Consider the following 16,277-nt stretch of genomic DNA (forward strand, 5'->3'; position numbering starts at 1 on the left):
TCCGTCCCCGCCGCACCCGGAGCGACGCGCCGGAGCGGGAGCCCCGGGCGGGGAAAAGCGGTCCCGGACCCGTCGGTGCCCGGGTCGATACTGACCGCGTGGATGAGCCCGGGTTGCACTGGATCGGCCACTCGACCGTCCGCGTCGAGCTGGCCGGCAGCACGGTGCTGACCGATCCGGTGCTCACCCGCGTCGTCGGCCCGCTGCGCCGCGTCGTCCCCCTCCCGCCCGAGGACGCCTGGGCCGGCGTCGACCTCGTGCTGGTCAGCCACCTGCACGAGGACCACCTGCACCTGCCCAGCCTGCGGCTGCTCGGCGACGACGTCCGCGTGGTCGTGCCGCGCGGCGCCGGGGCGTGGTTGCGCGCGCGCGGCGTGCGCTGGGTCGACGAGCTCGCCCCCGGTGAGTCGCTGGGGCACCGCGACCTGCGGGTGACCGCCGTCCCCGCGGTCCACAGCGGCCACCGCTGGGGCCCGCGGCTGACCCACGGCCCGGTGACCGCCGCCGTCGGTCACCTGGTCGAGGGAGCCGGCGCCACCGTCTACGCCTGTGGGGACACCGACCTCTTCGACGGGATGTCCCGCATCGGCGACCGCGGGATCGACGTCGCGCTGGTGCCCGTCTGGGGCTGGGGCCCGACGCTCGGCCCGGGCCACCTCGACCCCGAGCGGGCCGCCGACGCGATGACGCGGGTGCGCCCGCGGGTCGCCGTCCCGGTGCACTGGGGGACGCTCACCGTCGCCGGCGGGACGGTGGTGCCCGGCCTGGCCCGGCGCTACCGGCGGCTGCTGAGGACCCCGCCGCACGACTTCGCCGCGGCGGTCGCCGCCCGCGGGCTGGCCACCACCGTCGTCGTGCCCGAGCCGGGCGGCGCGGTCGAGCTCCCCACCGCGGCGGGTGCGCCGTGAGCGCCGTCCTCGCCTCGGGCTGGACCGACGGGTCCTCGATCGGCTACCCCGTGCTGTTCGGCGGCGTGCTGCTCGGCTCGATCGTGCCGGTGGTGCCCACGGGCGCGGTCGTCGGCGCCGCGGCCGCCTTCGCGATCACCGCGCACGAGCTCAACCTCGTCGCGGTGCTCGTGGTGGCCACCCTCGCCGCCTGGCTCGGCGACGTCGTCACCTTCGCCGTCTGCCGGTTCGGCGGGCCGGCCGCGGTGCGCTGGGTGTCCCGGGGGCAGCACGCCGACCGCATCGAGGAGGTCCGCGAGCAGTTCCGCCGGCACGGCTGGCAGATCATCGTGGCCGGGCGGCTGCTGCCCGCGGGCCGCATCCCCGTGCTCCTGGCCGCCGGCGCGCTGGCCTACCCGTGGCGGCGGCTGCTGCCGGCCTCGCTGCTCGCCGCGGGCCTGTGGGCGGTCGCCTACGCGCTGCTCGGCGTGGCCAGCGGCGGCATCTTCGACAGCCCGCTGATCGCGACGCTGGTGGCCACGCTGCTGGTCCTGCTCGTCGGCGCGGTGCTCAACCTGGCCGGGTCGCGCCGCAGGCGGCAGCCCGAGCCGGCAGCGCGCTCCGACGACGAGACCAGCCCGACCCCGTGCCGGCCGGCGTGACGCGGTCGGACTCCCCGCGCGGGCGGGTGCTCGGCCGCGGCCGGGCACCGGCCCGGGTGCTGCTCACCTGGGTGCTGGCCACGCTGGCCCTCGTCGGCCTCGACCGGTGGCTCGACGGCTTCGCGATGTCGGCCTGGTGGCAGCCGCCGCTGGCCGCGCTGCTGCTGGGGCTGCTCGCGGGGGTGGTCTGGCCGCTGGTGATGCGGGTGGCGCTGCCGCTGGCGCTGTTCACGCTGGGCCTGGGCAGCTTCCTGCTCCTCGGCGCCGCGGTGCTGGCGATCTCCTTCGCCATCCCGGGCGTCATGGTGGCCGACCTCGGCACCGCGGTGCTCGTCGTCGTGGCCATGGCGGCGGTGACGGCGGTGGTGAGCAGCGCCCTGGCCATCGACGAGGACGAGGTGTTCTTCCGCCGCGCCCGCCGCCGGGCCGTCCGCGCCACCTCCCCGGGCCCCTGCCCGCCGGGGGTGCTGTTCCTGCAGATCGACGGGCTGGGCGCCGACACCGCCCGGCGCGCCGTCCGCGACGGGTCGATGCCCACGCTGGCGGCCTGGCTGCGGTCGGGCAGCCACGCGCTCACGTCCTGGCACACCGACTGGAGCTCCCAGACCGGCGCCGCCGTCTGCGGCATCCTTCACGGCTCCAACCACGACGTCCTGGGGTTCCGGTACTACGAGAAGGACCGCGACCACGTCGTCGCGGTGTCCCATCCGTCCGACGCCGCGGAGGTCGAGCGGCGGCACTCCGACGGCCGCGGGCTGCTGGCCGGCGGCGGCGCCAGCCGCGGCAACCTGTTCAGCGGGGACGCCCCGCACGTCAGCCTGACGATGAGCGCGCTGCCGCTGGTGACGGCGCGGCGCAGCATCCGGCGCCGCGAGCGGGTGGGCGCCGGCTACTACGCCTACTTCGCCAACCCGGTGAACGCGCTGCGCACGCTGGGCGTCTCGCTGGCCGACGTCTACCGCGAGCTGGTCGCCGCGGCCCGCCAGCGCCGCGCCGACGTGCGCCCGCGGGTCAGCCGCGGCGGCATCTACCCGCTGGCCCGGCCGGGGACGACGGTCATCGCCCGCGACGTCGTCGTCGCGGCGATCCTCGAGGACATGCTCGCCGGGCGGCCGGTGGTCTACGCCGACTTCCTCGGCTACGACGAGGTGGCCCACCACAGCGGCGTCGAGCGCTTCGACACACTCGAGGTGCTGCGCAGCATCGACCAGCAGATCGGCCGGCTGGCCCGCGCCGCCGAGCTGGCCCCGCGGCACTACCACCTGGTCCTGCTCTCCGACCACGGCCAGACGCAGGGCGAGGCGTTCGCCCAGCGCTTCGGCGAGACGATCGAGTCCTTCGTCGGCCGGCACTGCGGCGGCTCGCCGGCGCCGGGACAGCGCGGTCCCGAACCCCGCGACAGCCGCCGCCCGGCCGAGGGCTGGCAGGTCGCCTCCGCCCTGGCCGAGGCGGCGTCGGGGCCCGGCGTCATCGCCCGCCGGCTGCGCGAGCGGGTCGAGTCCGCCGGTGCCGGCGAGCACGCGCACCGCACGCCGTCCGGGCAGCCGGGCCGGGTCGCGCGGGTGGCGCCGGGGGTCGTGGTCGTCGTCTCCGGGCACACCGCCGGCGTCTCCTTCCCCGACCTGCCCGGCCGGGTGCCGCTGGAGGAGATCGAGCACCACTGGCCCGACCTGCTGCCGGCGCTGGTCGACCACGACGGCGTGGGGTTCGTCCTGGTGCACTCCGAGGAGCACGGGCCGGTGGTCCTCGGCCGCGACGGCCTGCACCGGCTGGCCAGCGGGGTGGTGATCGGGGAGGACCCGCTGGCGCTCTACGGCGAGCACGCGCCCGCGCTGGTCGCCCGGGTGTCGTCGTTCCCGCACTGCCCCGACGTGATGGTCAACAGCCGCTACGACCCCGACACCGACGAGGCCTCGCCGTTCGAGCCGCACGTCGGGTCGCACGGCGGCCTCGGCGGCCCGCAGCAGCGCGGCTTCCTCGCCCATCCCCGGCTGCTCACCGCGCCCGGGGAGATCGTCGGCGCCGAGCACCTGCACCGCGTCTTCCGCGGCTGGCTGACCGAGCTGGGGCACCCCGAGCCCGACGGCCGGGGCGCGTTCGTCGGGCCGGACAGCCCCACCGCGCTGCGGGACCACAGCCGCGTCTGACGGGCAGGCTACGGCTGCGTGAACAGCGGCCCGGTCCGTGGCGCCGGCGCCGGTCCTCCACGACAGTGGGCCGATGCGACCCGACGCCCGCGCCTGGTTCTCCGGCCGCACCACCTCCGCCCGCTCCCTCGCCGACCTCGACGTCCCCGCGCTGCTGCGCGCCAAGCGCCGCGGCGGGCACCGGGTGAGCGTGGTCCTGCCCGCCCGCGACGAGGAGGCCACCGTCGGCCGGCTGGCCGGCGAGGTGGTCGAGCGGTGGGTGCGGCGGGTGCCGCTGGTCGACGAGGTGCTCGTCGTCGACTCCGACTCCACCGACCGCACCGCCGAGGTCGCCCGCGCCGCCGGGGCCGACGTCGTCGCCACGGCCGACGTGCTCCCCGCGCACGGCACCCGCCCCGGCAAGGGCGAGGCGCTGTGGAAGTCGCTGGCGGCCACCAGCGGCGACCTGCTCGTCTTCCTCGACGCCGACCTGCTCGGCGACGTCACCCACTACGTACCGGGCCTGCTCGCGCCGCTGCTCACCGATCCGCAGGTCGGCTACGTGAAGGGCTGCTACACCCGGCCGCTGGAGGTCGACGGCCGCGTCACGCCGGCCGGCGGCGGGCGGGTCACCGAGCTCACCGCCCGCCCGCTGCTCAACGCGCTGTGGCCGGAGCTGGCCGGGTTCGTCCAGCCGCTGGGCGGGGAGTACGCCGGGCGGCGCGAGGCGTTCGAGCAGGTGCCCGTCGTCTTCGGCTACGGCGTCGAGGTCGGCCTGCTGGTCGACCTGCTCGGGCTGCTGGGCCTGGGCGGGCTCGCGCAGGTCGACCTGGGGGTGCGCCGGCACACCTCGCAGGACACCGAGGCGCTGGGCCGGATGGCCGGTCAGGTGGTCTCCGCCGTGCTCGCCCGCAGCGGCCGCGCCGGGGTCGGCGGCCTGCTCACCCAGTTCCGCGCCGGCGCCGGCGGGTTCGACCCGGTCAGCACCCCGGTGGCCGTCGACGAGCGGCCGCCGATGGTCACGGTCCCCGAGTACCGGGCCTCCCGCGCCGGGGCGGTCTGACCCCCTGCGGCCGCTCGTGCCCTGCCCGCGCACACGGGGCAGAGCACGAGTGAGCGCGGGACCACTCCCGGTCACGACGACGGACACCGCGGGATCAGGGCTTGCGGGGTGGTGCATCCTGTCGCGACGGGGGTCCCGTGCCAGGCGACGGAGCCGGCACCCGACCAGGGGGAGCAGCTCCATGCGCCCTGACGTCCACCGCTGGCTGCGCCGGCGTACCTACTCCGCCGCGTCCTGGACCGCCGCCGGCCTGGCCGAGGCCAAGCGGGCGCAGGGGAGCACGGTGAGCGTCGTGCTCCCGGCGCTCGACGAGGAGGCCACCGTCGGCACGATCGTCCGCGCCATCCGCGCCGACCTCGTGGAGCGGGACCCGCTGGTCGACGAGGTGGTCGTGGTGGACAGCGGCTCGTCCGACCGCACGGCCGCGGTCGCCCGCGCCGCCGGGGCGCGCGTCGTGGACACCGGCACCGTCCTGCCCGACCACGGCCGCGTACCGGGCAAGGGCGAGGCGCTGTGGAAGGCGCTGCACGCCACGAGCGGCGACCTCGTCGTCTTCGTCGACGCCGACCTGGTGGGCTTCGACCCGCAGTACGTCGTCGGCCTGGTGGGCCCGCTGCTCACCGATCCGGGCATCGGCTACGTCAAGGCGCTCTACGACCGGCCGCTCACCACCACCGAGGGCATCGTCCCCTCCGGCGGCGGGCGGGTGACCGAGCTGCTGGCCCGGCCGCTGCTCAACGCGTTCTGGCCGGAGCTGTCCGGCTTCGTCCAGCCGCTGTCGGGTGAGTACGCCGGCCGCCGCGCCCTGCTCGAGCGGGTGCCGTTCGTGTCCGGCTACGGCGTCGAGTTCGGGCTGCTCGTCGACCTCGCGGGGCTCGCCGGTGTCGACGCGCTCGCCCAGGTCGACCTCGGCACCCGGCAGCACGCCCACCAGTCCGACGCCGCGCTGGGCCGCATGGCCGGCCAGATCCTGCAGACGGCGATGGCCCGCCGTCCCGGCGCCGGGCTGCCCGCCTCGGAGCTGCTGCAGTTCCTGCGCACCGCCGACGGCGTGGAGGCGGTGAGCTGGGACGTGGCGGTGAGCGAGCGGCCACCGATGGCCACGGTCCGGGCGGCGGCCTCCGGGGGCCGGTGATGCGGGTCCTCGTGGACGCCGGCCCCTGGCTGTCGGTGCCGCCCGCGGGCTACGGCGGGCTGGAGAACGTCGTCGCCACGCTGACCACCGAGCTGCGCCGCCGCGGGCACACCGTCGTCCTCGCCGCGTCCGGCGACTCGACGCTGCCCGTCGACGGCCTGGTCAGCGCCTTCCCCACCGGCCGCTTCGACCGCCTCGGGGCCCCGTACGCGCAGGTGGTCGGCATCGCGCACGCGCACGCCACGGCCGTGGCCGAGGCCGCCGCCACCGGGGGCTTCGACGTCGTGCACACCCACCTGGAGGTGGTCGGCCCGGCGGTGCTCGGCGGGCTCGGCCGGGCGGTGCCCCCGGTGCTGCACACGCTGCACTGGGACCTGCACCGCAACGCCGACTTCTACGCGTCCTTCGACGGCGGCGGCCGGGTGTTCTACGCGGGTGTGTCCGACAGCCAGGTGGCCCGCGGGCCAGAGCGGCTGCGGCGCCAGACGCTGGGCGCCGTCCCGCTGGCGGTGCCGGTCGACGGTCCTCCGCCGCTGCCGCGGGAGGAGCGCGACGACGCCGTCCTCGTGCTCGCGCGGCTGTGCGAGCTCAAGGGCACCGACACCGCGGTGCGGGCCGCCCGGGCCGCCGGCGTGCCCGTGGTGCTCGCCGGCCCGGTCGGCCCGCTGCCCGACCGCGCCGCGCTCGACGCCGCCCTGGCCACCCCGGGGCACCCGGCGCTGTCACACCCCGACGTCGCGTGGTTCCTCGCCTGCGTCGAGCCCCTGCTCGACGGCGAGCAGGCGCGCTGGGTGGGCACCGTGAGCGGCACGGAGAAGGACGATCTCCTGCGCCGGGCGAGGGCGCTGCTGACGCCGATCCGCTGGGAGGAGCCCGGCGGGACGGCGGTGTGCGAGGCGCTCGCGGCCGGGACGCCGGTGGTGGCGCTGGCCCGCGGCTGCCTGCCCTCGCTGGTCGACGACGGCCGCACCGGCTTCCTCGCCGACGACGAGGCGGGCCTGACCGCGGCGCTGGGGCGGCTCGGGGAGATCGACCCGGAGGTGTGCGCGGCCGAGGCGCGGCGCCGGTTCGCGCCCCCGGTCATGGCGGCGGCCTACGAGCGGCTCTACGCCGAGGTGGTCCGCCGCGCGGGGGTGCGCCGGATGACGGGCACGCGCGTCGTGGCGCCCCGCTCCCCCACGCTCTAGTCCCGGCTGCCCTGGCCGCGAACCGGGACGGCGGCGCCGGTGCGGGCCGACTCCGCGATCGCCACCGCCAGCCGGTGGGTGCGCAGCGCCTCGGCGTAGTCGACCAGCCCCTCCGCGCGCGCGCCCGTGGTCAGCAGGTCCACGAAGGCCCGGTCGACGGCGGTGCGGGCGTCCACCTCCGGCTCGCTGTGCCTCGTGCCGTCGGCCGTCGTCACCGCCAGCGAGGTCTCGGTGAGCTCGAACGAGGCGCCGGCGCAGGAGACCTCGAGGCCGGCGCGGGTCTTCGCCGGCTGCGCGCAGGCCGCCGTGAGCGTGCCGACCGCGCCGGAGGCGAACCGCAGCAGCGCCACGGTGGCGTCGTCGACGTCGCGACCCTCCGACGACGACGGTGCGGTCAGCGCCTGCACCTCCTCCACCTCGCCGGCCAGCACGCGGGCCAGGTCGAGCACATGGGTGGCCTGCTCGACCACCTGCCCGCCCGAGCGGTCCGCGCGCGACCACCACGCCGGCGGCGGGACCTTGTCCAGCCAGGTGGCCGCGACCAGCCGCGGCGGGGCGGTGGCGCACACCGCCCGGGCCGCGGCCACGGTGTCCAGGTGCCGCCAGTGGTAGCCGGTCGCCGTCGGCACGCCGGAGTCGGCGACGGCGGCGGCCACCTCCTCGGCGACGGCGAGGTCGGTGCCCAGCGGCTTCTCCACGAACAGCGGAAGGCCGGCGCGGACCACGGTCAGCTCCAGCTCGCCGTGCGCGAACGGCGGTACGCACAGCCAGACCGCGTCGAGGCCCGAGCCCAGCAGCCCGTCGACGTCGAGGGCCGGCACGCCCAGCTCCCCGGCGAGGGCCGTGGCCGCCGCGGGGAGGGCGTCGGCCACGCCGACGAGATCGACGCCGTCCAGCGCGTTCAGCGTGCGGCCGTGCCGGGCGCCGACCCCACCGGCCCCGACCAGGCCCACCCGGATGCTCACGCGAGCGGGGTGTCGTCGAGGCCGGCGAGGAGGTCCCCGGGGGTGTCGAACACCGCGACCGCGCCGGCGTCGCGCAGCTCGTCGTCGCCGAAGCCGCCAAAACGCACCGACACCGCGGGCATGTCCGCCTTCTTCGCCGCCTCGACGTCCCACACCGAGTCCCCGACCACCACGCTCGCCGCGTCCTCGGGCTCGCCGAGGCTGCGCAGCGCCACCTGCAGGAGGTCCGGGGCGGGCTTGGTCGACTCGACGTCCTCGCTCGTGGTCCAGGCCTCGGCGACGTCGCGGGCGTCGAGCAGGTCGAGGTAGCGGTCGACGTGGTGCGGCTTGCCGGAGCTGGCCAGCACGACCCGGTGACCGCGCTCGCGCAGGCCCACCAGCAGGTCGCGGGCACCCGGCAGCGGCGCGACCTCGGCGATCAGGCGGTCGACCTCCTCCACCCAGCGCTCGCGCGCCTCGTTCCCGATCCGCTGCTCCAGGCCGTCCCCGCCGATCGCCGCGACCAGCTGGTCACCGCCCATGCCGATCAGCCGGTGGATCCGCCACACCGGGAACGTCTCGCCCAGCGACCGGAACGCCCGGTACCAGGCCAGCGCGTGCTGGTAGTTCGTGTCCACCAGCGTGCCGTCGACGTCGAGGACCGCGACCAGGGGGGAGCTCACGCTCCGGGAACTGCCCCGGCCCGAGTGGCAGCAACCGCTCAGCCGTGGACCAGCAGCCCCCGGACCGTCTCGCCGGCCGCCTGGTCGCGGTAGCCCTGGGTCAGCTGGTCGAGGGAATACCGGCGGGTGACCAGCCGGTCGAGCTCCAGCCGGCCCTCCTCGGCCATCCGCGCCAGCATCGGGATGTCGCGGAAGGGGTTGCAGGAGCCGAACAGCGAGCCCTGCACGCGGTGCTCGAAGACGGTGGTCATCTGCCCGTTGAGGTCCACGTGGCCCTCGCGCGGGTGGTCGGCCAGCGCGGTGAGCACCAGCGTGCCGCCCTTGCCCAGGCACGCCGACGCCCCGGCCATGACCTCGGCCGACATCTTCCCGACGGTCACGACCACGACGTCGGCGCCGGTGCCCCGCGACAGCTCCCGGGCCAGCGCGGCGGCCTCCCGGGCGTCGGCGACGGCGTGGGTCGCGCCCAGGGACCGCGCGAAGTCCCGCTTCATGGCCACCGGGTCGACGCCGATGACGTGCGCCGCGCCCGCGTGCACCGCGCCCTGCACGGCGTTGACGCCCACGCCGCCCAGCCCGACCACCACGACGACGTCGCCCGGGCGCGTGCCGCCGGAGTAGACCGCCGACCCCCACCCGGTGGGGACGCTGCAGGCCAGGAGTGCCGCGGTGTCCAGCGGCAGGTGCGCGTCGATCCGCACGCAGGAGAACTCGCTGAGCACCGTGTGGCGGGCGAACGCGCCGACGATGCAGAACCCGCCGAGGGGCTCCCCGTCGAGGCGGAAGGGATAGGTCCCGGTGGGCAGCTGCCCGATCGCGATCGTGGCGCCCTCGTCGCAGATGTTGGACCGGCCGGTGGCGCAGTAGCGGCAGTGCCCGCACGCGGGCAGGAAGCTCGTGACGACGTGGTCGCCGGGCGCGACGGACGTGACGCCGGGGCCGACCGCCAGGACGACGCCGGAGCCCTCGTGCCCGCCGACGATCGGGTAGCGGCCGCCGGGGTTGGAGTGCCGCAGGTGCTCGTCGGAGTGGCACAGGCCGGCGTAGGCCATCTCGACCAGGACCTCACCGGGCCCGGGGTCCACGACCTCCAGGTCGACGATCTCGTACTCGGTGCCCGCCTCGCGCAGCACCGCTCCCCTGGTCTCCACCGGTCCGGCCCTCCCTCTGGCCCGGCGCCGCCCCCGCGGACGCCGTCGTCTCGGCGTCCAGCCAACCCCACGGCCCCGCGGCGCCCGACGCCGGGTGGCACCCGGTGCCAGCGGACGCCGTCCCCGGGCGACCGTGCAGGTCGATGGGGGGATCGGCACCGGCGGCATGCCCCGACCGGCTGACGTCGTTCCGGAAACCCGGCTCCCGCAACGGAGCGTTGCTACCCTTCGCACCGTGAGTGATCAGTCCCGCCGGGCCGTCAAGAAGGCCCAGACGCGCGCGCACGTGCGGGACACGGCTCAGCAGCTGTTCTCCGAGCGCGGCTTCGACGCCGTCCCCATCGCCGAGGTCGCGGCCGCCGCGGGCGTCGCGGTGCAGACGGTGTTCAACCACTTCGCCACCAAGGAGGAGCTCTACTGGGCCGACCGGACGCCGTGGGTGGACGCACCGGCCGCCGCCGTCCGGCAGCGCCCCGCCGGCGTGCCCGCGCTCACCGCGCTGCGCGAGCACCTGGTCGAGTCGGTGGGGCGCTTCGTCGAGCGACTGGCGGACCCGACCAGCCGCTGCACGATCGCCGACCTCACCCGCTCCCCCGCGCTGCAGGCCTCCGAGCGGGAGCTGCACCACACCGCCGAGGCCCGGCTCCGCGAGGCGCTGGTCGAGGCCTGGACCGACCCCGACGCGGACGAGCGGGTGCCCGCGGACCCGCGCACGGCGGCCGCGGTCGTGGCCGCCACCTGGCTCGCGGTCACCCGGATCCTCGTGACCACGCCGCGCAACCCGCTGCCGGCGCCCGAGGACGCCGCCGCGGTCGCCGCGGAGTCGCGCACGCTGGCCGAGCGGCTGCTCACCCGCTACGAGGCCGAGCTCGTCAGCACGGTCCTGGCCGACGTCACCGTCCCGGCCCTGCGCGCCGTCTGATCGGCCGGCGCACGGCCCGGGGTCAGCGCCGGGCGGGCTCCGCGACGGGCGCCACGATCGGCATCAGCACCTCGTCGACCACCTGCTCGACGTGCTCGGCGACCATGGCGCCGTCGCCGGCGGCGGTGAGCCGCTGCCACCAGAACGCCTCGAGCACCGAGCGCAGCAGCGCCAGCCGCTCGGCCGGCACGTCGTCGCCCCGGGCGGCCCAGCGCCGGCCCAGCTGCTCGACGCTCTCGGTGAGCGGGTGCACGAGTGCGGCGTCGAGCCCGGCGCGCAGGTCCTCGTCGTGGCGGGCGGCCCCGACGAGGCTGGCCACCGCGCGCTCCTCGCGCGACAGCGGCCGGCGCCAGGAGCCCACCAGCGCGACGAGGTCGGCGCGGACCGAGCCCTCGTCCTCGGGGGCGTGCACGAGCGTGAAGCGGCTGACCGCCGAGCGCGCGAGCGCGGCCATCGAGGGCCAGCGCCGGTAGATCCCGGCCTTGCCCGCCCGGGCCCGGGCGGCGACGCGGTCGCTGTTGAGCCGGCCCCAGCCCTCCTCGGCGAGGATGTCGACGGCGACCGCGACCAGCTGCTCGGACAGTTCCGCGCTCAGCGGCCGGCCCGGGGTGCCACTCACGGGCGAACTCGTTCGCACGGCATCAGGTTGCGCACCGCCACATCCTGACCTGTCGATGGAGTCACCACAACGACAGGGTCGGGCCGTCACCCGACCGGACGGCCGCGACGCGCCGTGGAACGCGCCGTGGAACGCGCCGTGTCAGGCGCCGGCGGCGCCCTCGACGTGGACCTGGAGCGTGGCGCCGTCCTCGCTGACCCAGCCCCGGCTCCGCGCCTGCTCGACCATCCGGTCCCAGCGCTCGCCCCAGTCGGCGACGTCGGCGTCGGGCTCCGCGGCGGCCCGCAGCGCCGCCGCGTCGAGCAGGCCGGTGCCGTCGTCCTGCAGCCGGCCGAGACCTGCCCGGCGCAGGACCTCGTCGGCCTCCTCGTCGGTCACCTGGCCCAGCGCCAGGTGCAGCCGGGTGAGGTCGTCGGTGTCGACGACCCGGACCTCGGGGCGCTCGTCGGCGCCCCCCACCACCTCGACGATCACGGGGTCCTCCTCGGGTCACACGTGCCAGGGGAAGCGGGAGAAGTCGGGGTCCCGCTTCTCCAGGAAGGCGTCGCGGCCCTCCACGGCCTCCTCGGCCGCGTAGGCCAGCCGGGTCGTCTCCCCGGCGAAGAGCTGCTGGCCGACGAGGCCGTCGTCGATCAGGTTGAACGAGTACTTGAGCATCCGCTGGGCGGTGGGGCTCTTGGCGACGATCCGCCGGCCCCAGTCGAGCGCGGTGCGCTCCAGCTCGGCGTGCGGGACGACCCGGTTGACCATGCCCATGCGGTGCGCGTCCTCGGCGGAGTACTCGTCGCCCAGGAAGAAGATCTCGCGGGCGTACTTCTGCCCGACCTGGCGGGCGAGGTAGGCCGACCCGAAGCCGCCGTCGAAGCTGCCGACGTCGGCGTCGGTCTGCTTGAACCGCGCGTGCTCGGCGCTGGCCAGGGTGAGGTCGGAGACCACGTGCAGGCTGTGCCCGCCGCCGGCCGCCCACCCGGGGACGACGCAGACGACGACCTTCGGCATGAACCGGATGAGCCGCTGCGCCTCGAGCACGTGCAGCCGGCCGCTGCTGGTCTCCGAGTGCTGGTAGCCGTGGCGCCCGCGGACCCGCTGGTCGCCGCCGGAGCAGAACGCCCAGCCGCCGTCCTTCGGGCTCGGGCCGTTGCCGGTGAGGAGCACGCAGCCGACGTCGGTGGACAGCCGGGCGTGCTCGAGGGCGGTGATGAGCTCGTCGACGGTCTGCGGCCGGAAGGCATTGCGGACCTCGGGCCGGTCGAAGGCGATCCGGACGACGCCGGCGTCGACGGCGCGGTGGTAGGTGATGTCGCCGGAGTCGAACCCCTCGACGGGCCGCCACGCCGCGCTGTCGAAGATCTCCGAGACGTCGTCGCGGGCGCTCATGCCCCGAACCTAGCTGCGGTGAGTGGAGCGGGCAGGGCCGGGATCAGCCGCCGCCGAGCAGGCCGCCCACGCCGCCGGTGACGCCGCCGACCACGCCACCCACCGCGTCGGTGGCACCGCCGACCACGCCGCCCACCGCGTCGGTGGCACCGCCCACGACCTCACCCACCGCGTCGGTGGCACCGCCCACGACCCCACCCGCCGGCTGGGGCAGCGACGGCACCGGGGCCGGAGCCGGGACCTCGGGCGCCGGGGCCGGCGCGGGGACGACGGGCGCCGGAGCGGCCGGGGCGGGTGCCGCCGGGGCCGGGGCCGCGCCGGTCCCGGGCGAGGCGGAGCCGCCGGAGGACGCGGAGCCGGCCGGGGCGCTGCCGCCCGCACCGGCGGCCGGTGCCGCAGCGGCGGGCGCCGACGCCCCGGGAGCGGCCGGGGCGGCGGAGGAGGGCGCGGCCGCGTCGGTCGAGGCGGCCGCGACCGCGCCGGCCAGGCCGCTCAGCCCGGTCGGGGACGCCGACGCGCCGCCGGCGCGCTGCACGGAGGAGGCGGTGGTCCCGAAGCCGGGGAAGAGGAAGCCGTCGGGCGTGCCCGGGACGCCGAAGGACGGCGTCAGGCGGGCATACGTCGAGGGCTGCGCGGTCCCGGAGTCGCCGGAGTAGACGCCCGAGCCGGTCCCGGCGGCCGAGGCGTCGGGCGTGTCGCTCCCGGCGGTGGCCATGAGCGGTGCGACGACGAGGCCGGTGACGGCGAAGGACATCAGCACACGCCAGACCAGGCGCTGCGCGGCGCTCTCCTCGACGGGTGGCGTCTCCGCCGTCGGCTCGGCTGCCACGACGTCCTCCGTTGCGCGGTGCCGCGCGCCCATGGGTCGACCCCTCTCCGTCTCGCCGGTGAGACTGCCCTCACACCTTCGGTACAACGACGTACCGCTGCAACAGTTGCGCCTGCGACCAGCGCGAACGGGCGACAGGCGGGGACCGCGCCGCGGGGCTAGCGTCGGCCGGGTGCCCGACGGCGCCGCCCTGCGCGTGGGCACCCTGAACCTGGCCTCCGGCCGCGGCCCCGACGGCCGGGTCCTCGCCCCGCCCGCGCTGGCGGCCGCGGTGGCCGGGTTCGACGTCGACGTGCTCGCCGTCCAGGAGGTGGACGCCGGCCAGGGCCGCTCCGGCGGCACCGACCAGACCGCGGTGCTCGCCGGCGCGCTGGGCGCCGTCGACTGGCGACACGCGGCCACGCTGGACGGCACGCCCAGCCCGTTCCGCGGCACCTGGACCGCCGCCGAGCCGGCCCTGCGCGGACCGGACGGCGCCGTGCCCGGTCCCGCCTACGGCGTCGCGCTGCTGTCGCGGCGTCCCGTGCGCGCGTGGTCGGTGCTCGGGCTGGGCTCGGGCCGCGCCCGCCTGCCGCTGCGGGCCCCGGACCCCGCCACCGGCCGACCGCGGCTGTGGTGGGTGCCCGACGAGCCGCGGGTCGCCGTCGCCGCCTGCCTCGACGGGCTGACCGTGGTGGCCACCCACCTGTCGTTCTCCCCGCCCACGGCGGTGCGCCAGCTGCGGCGGCTGCGCCGGTGGACGGGCTCGCTGCCCGGTCCGGTGGTGGTGGCCGGCGACCTCAACCTGCCCGGGGGCGTGCCGGCGCGGCTGCTGGGCGCGACGTCGCTGCTGCGGGCGGCGAGCTTCCCGGCGTCGGACCCGCGCCTGCAGCTCGACCACCTGCTGGCACTGGGGGCGGTGACGGCCCGCGACGGGACCGTGGAGGGGCTGCCGGTCGGGGACCACCGGGCGCTGACCGTGACGGTCACGCCCGGCTAGGTCCTCGTGGTCAGGCCGCGGCGGACCCCAGCAGCGGCCGGAGCCGGTCCAACGAGCCGGCCAGCCCCGGGTGCAGCGTCACCTGGTGCAGCCCGGCCAGCGGCACCCAGGCCACGCCGGTGCTCTCGCCGTCGAGGCGCAGCCGGCCGGGGTCGAGGTCGCCGACCGGGCGGGCCAGGACGGTCGTGTAGGCCCAGCCGCCGTGGTCGTCGACCGAGCGGGCGCCCAGCACCAGGTCCCGGGCGGGCAGCCCGAGCTCCTCCTCCACCTCGCGCAGCGCGCCCTGCTCCGGTGTCTCGTCCACGTGCAGCGCGCCGCCGGGCGTCCCCCACGTGCCGCCGTGGTGCGACCACAGGGCCCGGTGCTGCAGCAGCAGCTCCGGTCCGTCGTCGCCGTCGCGGTGGACCAGCAGGCCGGCGGCGCCGGCGCGGCCCCAGTGCCGGTGGCCCAGTGAGCAGGTGGTCCAGCCGTCGGTGACGGTCAGCCGGATGGTCCCCACGGATCCAGTGAACCGCACTGGCAGGATCCGGTGGGGACGACGGCGACGAGGCCGGCTGTGACGACGGGAGCACCCTCCATGACGACCACAACGACGATGGCCGAACTGCCCGGGCTGGCCGGCCGGGAGCTCGGCAGCAGCGAGTGGGTCGAGGTGACGCAGCAGCAGGTCGACCAGTTCGCCGAGGCGACCGGTGACCACCAGTGGATCCACGTCGACGTCGAGCGCGCGAAGAAGGAGAGCCCGTTCGGCGGCCCGATCGCCCACGGCTACCTGACCCTGTCGCTGCTGGCCTCGCTGTCCGGACAGGTGCTGACGGTGACCGACACCGCGATGGGCGTGAACTACGGCCTGAACAAGGTCCGGTTCCCCTCGCCGGTGCCGGTCGGCTCGCGCGTCCGGCTGACCGCCACGCTGAAGGACGTCGAGCAGGTCGCCGGCGGGCTGCAGCTGACCCTCTCCGCGGTCATCGAGCGCGAGGGCGGCGACAAGCCCGTGTGCATCGCCGAGCCGGTCTTCCGCTACTACAGCAGCTGACGCGAGGGTGCGGATCGCGGTCTTCACCGGCAGCCGGCCCGGGCCGGAGTCGCACCGCCGGGCAGCGGCGGAGCTGGCCACCGGACTGGCCGAGGCCGGCGTCGGGGTCGTCTACGGCGGCGGGCACGTCGGGCTGATGGGCGTCGTCGCCGACGCCGCGCTGGCCGCCGGCGGCGAGGTGGTCGGGGTGATCCCGCAGCACCTCGTCGACGACGAGCTGGCCCACCCCGGGCTACCGCGGCTCGACGTCGTGGACTCGATGCACGAGCGCAAGGCGCGGATGGCCGAGCTGGCCGACGCCTTCGTCGCGCTGCCCGGCGCCGCCGGCACACTCGAGGAGCTCTTCGAGGCGTGGACCTGGGGGATGCTCGGCTTGCACGCCAAGCCGGTGGTGCTGCTCGACGTCGACGGGTTCTGGGAGCCGCTGCTGGCCCAGCTGCAGCGCATGGCCGACGACGGCTACCTCGAGCAGCGCCGGCTCGACGCGCTCGGCGTGGTCCCCGACGCGGCGGGGCTGCTGGCCTTCGTCGAGGACTACGAGCACCCGCCGCGCAAGTGGGCCGAGGGCGTCCCTCCCCGCCCCTAGCTGTACTGACCGGAGACGTTGGTCGAGGACGTGTGACCACAGGATCTGACTGACCGATCTTGTGACGGGAGGACCTCCGGGCGTGGAGTGG

18 protein-coding genes are annotated in these 16,277 nt (G+C 76.8%); 10 read left to right on the forward strand and 8 right to left on the reverse strand.

From position 1 onward, the window contains the following. The first annotated feature begins 98 nt into the window (after nt 1-98). The 6 genes from FN207_RS22975 (at nt 99) to FN207_RS23000 (ending at nt 7,060) form a co-directional block, all read left to right on the forward strand. Entirely contained in the window at nt 99-908 is an 810-nt protein-coding gene (locus FN207_RS22975) for an MBL fold metallo-hydrolase (RefSeq protein ID WP_246066291.1), read from the forward strand. Beyond that, nucleotides 905-1,549 carry a DedA family protein gene (locus FN207_RS22980; RefSeq protein WP_142460764.1) on the forward strand — a complete coding sequence of 215 codons (645 nt, stop codon included), beginning with the start codon at nt 905-907 and terminating at the stop codon, nt 1,547-1,549. The genes FN207_RS22975 and FN207_RS22980 overlap by 4 nt, the downstream gene beginning before the upstream one ends. Then, nucleotides 1,546-3,696, forward strand: coding sequence for a phage holin family protein (locus tag FN207_RS22985; RefSeq protein ID WP_142460796.1), 2,151 nt, complete (start codon nt 1,546-1,548; stop codon nt 3,694-3,696). Before FN207_RS22980 ends, FN207_RS22985 begins: the two co-directional genes overlap by 4 nt. A 73-nt stretch (nt 3,697-3,769) precedes the next feature. Then, nucleotides 3,770-4,738 carry a glucosyl-3-phosphoglycerate synthase gene (locus FN207_RS22990; RefSeq protein ID WP_142460765.1) on the forward strand — a complete coding sequence of 323 codons (969 nt, stop codon included), beginning with the start codon at nt 3,770-3,772 and terminating at the stop codon, nt 4,736-4,738. A gap of 181 nt (nt 4,739-4,919) precedes the next feature. Next, nucleotides 4,920-5,873, forward strand: coding sequence for a glucosyl-3-phosphoglycerate synthase (locus tag FN207_RS22995; protein ID WP_142460766.1), 954 nt, complete (start codon nt 4,920-4,922; stop codon nt 5,871-5,873). Further along, a complete protein-coding gene (locus tag FN207_RS23000; protein WP_142460767.1) occupies nt 5,873-7,060 on the forward strand; it encodes a glycosyltransferase in 1,188 nt (395 codons plus the stop codon). The genes FN207_RS22995 and FN207_RS23000 overlap by 1 nt, the downstream gene beginning before the upstream one ends. Here the strand turns inward: FN207_RS23000 and FN207_RS23005 are convergent. From FN207_RS23005 to FN207_RS23015, 3 genes are read right to left on the reverse strand one after another with little or no spacing between them, the layout of a single operon-like run. Continuing rightward, entirely contained in the window at nt 7,057-8,025 is a 969-nt protein-coding gene (locus FN207_RS23005) for a Gfo/Idh/MocA family protein (protein WP_142460768.1), read from the reverse strand. The genes FN207_RS23000 and FN207_RS23005 overlap by 4 nt on opposite strands. Next, complete coding sequence (locus tag FN207_RS23010; RefSeq protein WP_142460769.1) at nt 8,022-8,687, reverse strand: HAD family hydrolase; 666 nt, start codon at nt 8,685-8,687, stop codon at nt 8,022-8,024. The genes FN207_RS23005 and FN207_RS23010 overlap by 4 nt, the downstream gene beginning before the upstream one ends. Before the next feature lie 38 nt (nt 8,688-8,725). Further along, nucleotides 8,726-9,838, reverse strand: a complete 1,113-nt coding sequence (locus FN207_RS23015; RefSeq protein WP_142460770.1) for an NDMA-dependent alcohol dehydrogenase — start codon at nt 9,836-9,838, stop codon at nt 8,726-8,728. A gap of 235 nt (nt 9,839-10,073) precedes the next feature. On the opposite strand from FN207_RS23015, the gene FN207_RS23020 reads away from it, so the two are divergent. Beyond that, nucleotides 10,074-10,760 (forward strand): TetR/AcrR family transcriptional regulator, encoded by a 687-nt coding sequence (locus FN207_RS23020; RefSeq protein ID WP_185938530.1) that lies wholly within the window; start codon nt 10,074-10,076, stop codon nt 10,758-10,760. A 22-nt stretch (nt 10,761-10,782) separates the two neighbouring features. Here FN207_RS23020 and FN207_RS23025 read toward each other — a convergent pair whose 3' ends face one another. The 4 genes from FN207_RS23025 to FN207_RS23040 all read right to left on the reverse strand — a co-directional run bounded on the left by FN207_RS23025 (nt 10,783) and on the right by FN207_RS23040 (nt 13,585). Next, entirely contained in the window at nt 10,783-11,379 is a 597-nt protein-coding gene (locus FN207_RS23025) for a TetR-like C-terminal domain-containing protein (protein ID WP_142460772.1), read from the reverse strand. Between the two features lie 141 nt (nt 11,380-11,520). Continuing rightward, entirely contained in the window at nt 11,521-11,853 is a 333-nt protein-coding gene (locus FN207_RS23030) for a hypothetical protein (RefSeq protein WP_142460773.1), read from the reverse strand. A gap of 15 nt (nt 11,854-11,868) precedes the next feature. Beyond that, a complete protein-coding gene (locus tag FN207_RS23035; RefSeq protein WP_142460774.1) occupies nt 11,869-12,756 on the reverse strand; it encodes a 1,4-dihydroxy-2-naphthoyl-CoA synthase in 888 nt (295 codons plus the stop codon). Nucleotides 12,757-12,799: 43 nt separating this feature from the next. After that, nucleotides 12,800-13,585, reverse strand: a complete 786-nt coding sequence (locus FN207_RS23040) for a hypothetical protein (protein ID WP_142460775.1) — start codon at nt 13,583-13,585, stop codon at nt 12,800-12,802. A 172-nt stretch (nt 13,586-13,757) separates the two neighbouring features. Here FN207_RS23040 and FN207_RS23045 point away from each other — a divergent pair, with 172 nt between their 5' ends. Continuing rightward, nucleotides 13,758-14,564 carry an endonuclease/exonuclease/phosphatase family protein gene (locus FN207_RS23045; RefSeq protein ID WP_281282165.1) on the forward strand — a complete coding sequence of 269 codons (807 nt, stop codon included), beginning with the start codon at nt 13,758-13,760 and terminating at the stop codon, nt 14,562-14,564. Between the two features lie 10 nt (nt 14,565-14,574). Here FN207_RS23045 and FN207_RS23050 read toward each other — a convergent pair whose 3' ends face one another. Further along, the gene (locus FN207_RS23050) at nt 14,575-15,063 is read right to left on the reverse strand and encodes an NUDIX domain-containing protein (protein WP_246066292.1); all 489 of its coding nucleotides are present in this window, start codon (nt 15,061-15,063) and stop codon (nt 14,575-14,577) included. Nucleotides 15,064-15,141: 78 nt separating this feature from the next. Here FN207_RS23050 and FN207_RS23055 point away from each other — a divergent pair, with 78 nt between their 5' ends. Both FN207_RS23055 and FN207_RS23060 read left to right on the forward strand, forming a co-directional pair. After that, the gene (locus FN207_RS23055; protein ID WP_142460776.1) at nt 15,142-15,600 is read left to right on the forward strand and encodes a MaoC family dehydratase; all 459 of its coding nucleotides are present in this window, start codon (nt 15,142-15,144) and stop codon (nt 15,598-15,600) included. A gap of 7 nt (nt 15,601-15,607) precedes the next feature. Then, complete coding sequence (locus FN207_RS23060) at nt 15,608-16,186, forward strand: LOG family protein (protein ID WP_142460777.1); 579 nt, start codon at nt 15,608-15,610, stop codon at nt 16,184-16,186. Nucleotides 16,187-16,277: the final 91 nt, after the last annotated feature.

This window comes from Geodermatophilus aquaeductus, assembly GCF_900182545.1.
Lineage (GTDB): Bacteria > Actinomycetota > Actinomycetes > Mycobacteriales > Geodermatophilaceae > Geodermatophilus > Geodermatophilus aquaeductus.